General features: G+C 37.3%; 4 protein-coding genes. 3 read left to right on the top strand and 1 reads right to left on the bottom strand.

What is annotated here, in order from left to right; genetic code table 11:
* Position 1: 1 nt before the first annotated feature.
* Complete coding sequence (locus tag RG571_RS11915) at positions 2–862, bottom strand: pyruvate, water dikinase regulatory protein (RefSeq protein ID WP_002291694.1); 861 nt, start codon at positions 860–862, stop codon at positions 2–4.
* 91 nt (positions 863–953) lie between these two features.
* On the opposite strand from RG571_RS11915, the gene RG571_RS11910 reads away from it, so the two are divergent.
* The 3 genes from RG571_RS11910 (at position 954) to RG571_RS11900 (ending at position 2,193) form a co-directional block, all read left to right on the top strand.
* Positions 954–1,382 carry a Fur family transcriptional regulator gene (locus RG571_RS11910; RefSeq protein ID WP_002287322.1) on the top strand — a complete coding sequence of 143 codons (429 nt, stop codon included), beginning with the start codon at positions 954–956 and terminating at the stop codon, positions 1,380–1,382.
* 161 nt (positions 1,383–1,543) lie between these two features.
* Positions 1,544–1,720, top strand: a complete 177-nt coding sequence (gene rpsU / locus RG571_RS11905; protein ID WP_002287321.1) for a 30S ribosomal protein S21 — start codon at positions 1,544–1,546, stop codon at positions 1,718–1,720.
* A gap of 26 nt (positions 1,721–1,746) precedes the next feature.
* Positions 1,747–2,193 (top strand): GatB/YqeY domain-containing protein, encoded by a 447-nt coding sequence (locus RG571_RS11900; protein WP_002291695.1) that lies wholly within the window; start codon positions 1,747–1,749, stop codon positions 2,191–2,193.
* Positions 2,194–2,268: the final 75 nt, after the last annotated feature.

Raw genomic sequence — 2,268 nt, 5'->3', positions numbered from 1 at the left:
GTTAGTCTGTTTCTTCGGTGGTTTCAGTTCCATAATAACTATGGTCTTCTAGGTCTAAAGCATTCAAAATAAGCGAAGCTGTTTCTTCAATAGATAAAGAAGCGACATTGATTACTACGCAGCCCAATTTTTCATAAAGATCATTCGCAAAATCGAGTTCAGCTCGTATTTTTTCGATATCGGAATAAGCAGTATCAGGATTTAATCCGTAAGAGCGCATCCGTTCTTTACGGATATTGTTTAAAATATCTGGGTTATTCGTCAGTCCCACGATTTTTTTAGGATCGATCTCCCAAAGCTGTTTGGGAATATGTGCTTGTGGGATCAAAGGTAGATTGGCAACTTTTAAATTTTTGTTAGCTAAAAACAAGCTCAAAGGCGTTTTGGAAGTTCGGGATACGCCTAGCAAAACGACATCTGCTTCTAGAAACCCACGAGGATCTTTCCCGTCATCGTATTTTACAGCAAATTCCATTGCTTTGATCCGTTTGAAATAGTTCTCATTCAATAAATGAAGGGCGCCAGGTTGCCGAATGGGCTTGATACCAGTTAAGCGCTCGATTTCTGATATCGGCGGAGTCATCACATCAAAACTAAATAATTGATGTTCTTCACAAAAAGAACGCGTCATCTCGATCAATTCTTGATTGATCAATGTGTGCAGGACAAGAGCTTTTTCTTCTAGTGCATCTTGCAGTGCCTGCATCAATGTTTTCTCATCTGTCACAAATGTTCTGCGGAATAAATTGAACTCAACGCTAGGATATTGGGCCATAGTGGCTTGCGCTAGTTTTGTCGCAGTTTCTCCAGCAGAGTCGGAGATGACAAAAAAAGTAACGATTTCTGTAGAATCGGAAGACATGGATAAAACCTCACTTGCATTTTTTTTATGTTTATTATACCATACTCTAGAATGTGTACTTCGTAATCATTTTGATTTGGAGGAATAAGTCATGAAAAAACAGACGTTGATCGAACAATCACTAGAAACATTGAAAAATAACGGTTTTAAATATACTAAAAAAAGAGAAGCATTGTTAACTTATTTAGTGAAGCGCAATCGCTACGTATCCGCTAAAGAAGTTTTTGACTATATGAATCAGGAATTCAAAGGAGTAAGTTACGATACGATTTATCGAAATCTCCATGATTTTGCAGAAATCGATTTACTGGAAGAAACCGATTTAAATGGAGAGATGAAGTTTCGTTTTCATTGCTGTCAAGGGGAAATCGGCCATCACCATCACTTTATCTGTACGGTGTGCGGAACAACGAAAGAAATCCATATGTGTCCAATGAATTATTTCGAAGAACAGCTCGGTGGATGTACGATCGAAGGGCATAGATTCGAGATTTTCGGAAGATGTGAAAATTGTCAATAAGGATTTAAATAAAATAACATTTGATAATTTTAAAAAAAAGCAAGATTCCCTTGACGGTCAAAACAGCATTAGATATAATATTTACAGGACAGTCTTGTTTTTTGAGATATATTTCAATAACAATTACGGTTACTTTTTAAGCTCGGAGGGAGGGAATTAACATGTCAAAAACAGTCGTTCGCAAAAACGAATCACTTGACGATGCTCTTCGTCGCTTCAAACGTTCCGTGTCAAAAGCGGGTACTTTACAAGAATCTCGTAAACGTGAATTCTACGAAAAACCAAGTGTAAGACGCAAGAAAAAATCTGAAGCAGCTAGAAAACGCAAAAAATTCTAGTTCTGTGATGAATTGGAGTTGGTAGTGTGTCACTACTAAGTAGATTAAACGATGACATGAAAACAGCGATGAAAGCGAAAGATAAGGAATCTTTACAAGTCATCCGAATGATCAAGTCATCTATACAAAACGAGCAGATTAAAGAAGGTCACGACTTGACAGAAGAAGAAGAATTAACGGTGTTGTCTCGCGAAATGAAACAGCGACGTGATTCTTTGCATGAGTTTGAAGAAGCAGGACGTGACGATTTAGCTGAAAAAGTAAAAAGTGAAATTGTGATAGTCGAAAAATACATGCCGGAACAACTTTCCGACGAAGAAATTCGACAACTTGTTCAAGAAGCAATCACGCAAACTGGTGCTTCATCAATGAAAGAATTTGGCAAAGTCATGGGTGCGATCATGCCTAAAGTCAAAGGAAAAGCAGATGGAAACCAAGTAAATGCCATTGTGAAAGAACTATTACAATCTTAATTTTATCATTTAAACTGCGGACAATCATTGTCCGCAGTTTTTTTGTGCTCGTAAAAAAGAGATCTAAAAAATAGC

It is taken from the genome of Enterococcus sp. FR204 (genome assembly GCF_031143325.1).
GTDB classification, from domain to species: domain Bacteria; phylum Bacillota; class Bacilli; order Lactobacillales; family Enterococcaceae; genus Enterococcus_B; species Enterococcus_B faecium.
Note: the sequence above shows the minus strand (reverse complement) of the source record. Positions and strands in the feature narration are given on the sequence as shown.

Coding starts and splice junctions, on each gene's coding strand:
- rpsU (WP_002287321.1), top strand. CDS start 1,544: ATGTCAAAAACAGTCGTTCGCAAAAACGAATCACTTGACGATGCTCTT.
- RG571_RS11910 (WP_002287322.1), top strand. CDS start 954: ATGAAAAAACAGACGTTGATCGAACAATCACTAGAAACATTGAAAAAT.
- RG571_RS11915 (WP_002291694.1), bottom strand. CDS start 862: ATGTCTTCCGATTCTACAGAAATCGTTACTTTTTTTGTCATCTCCGAC.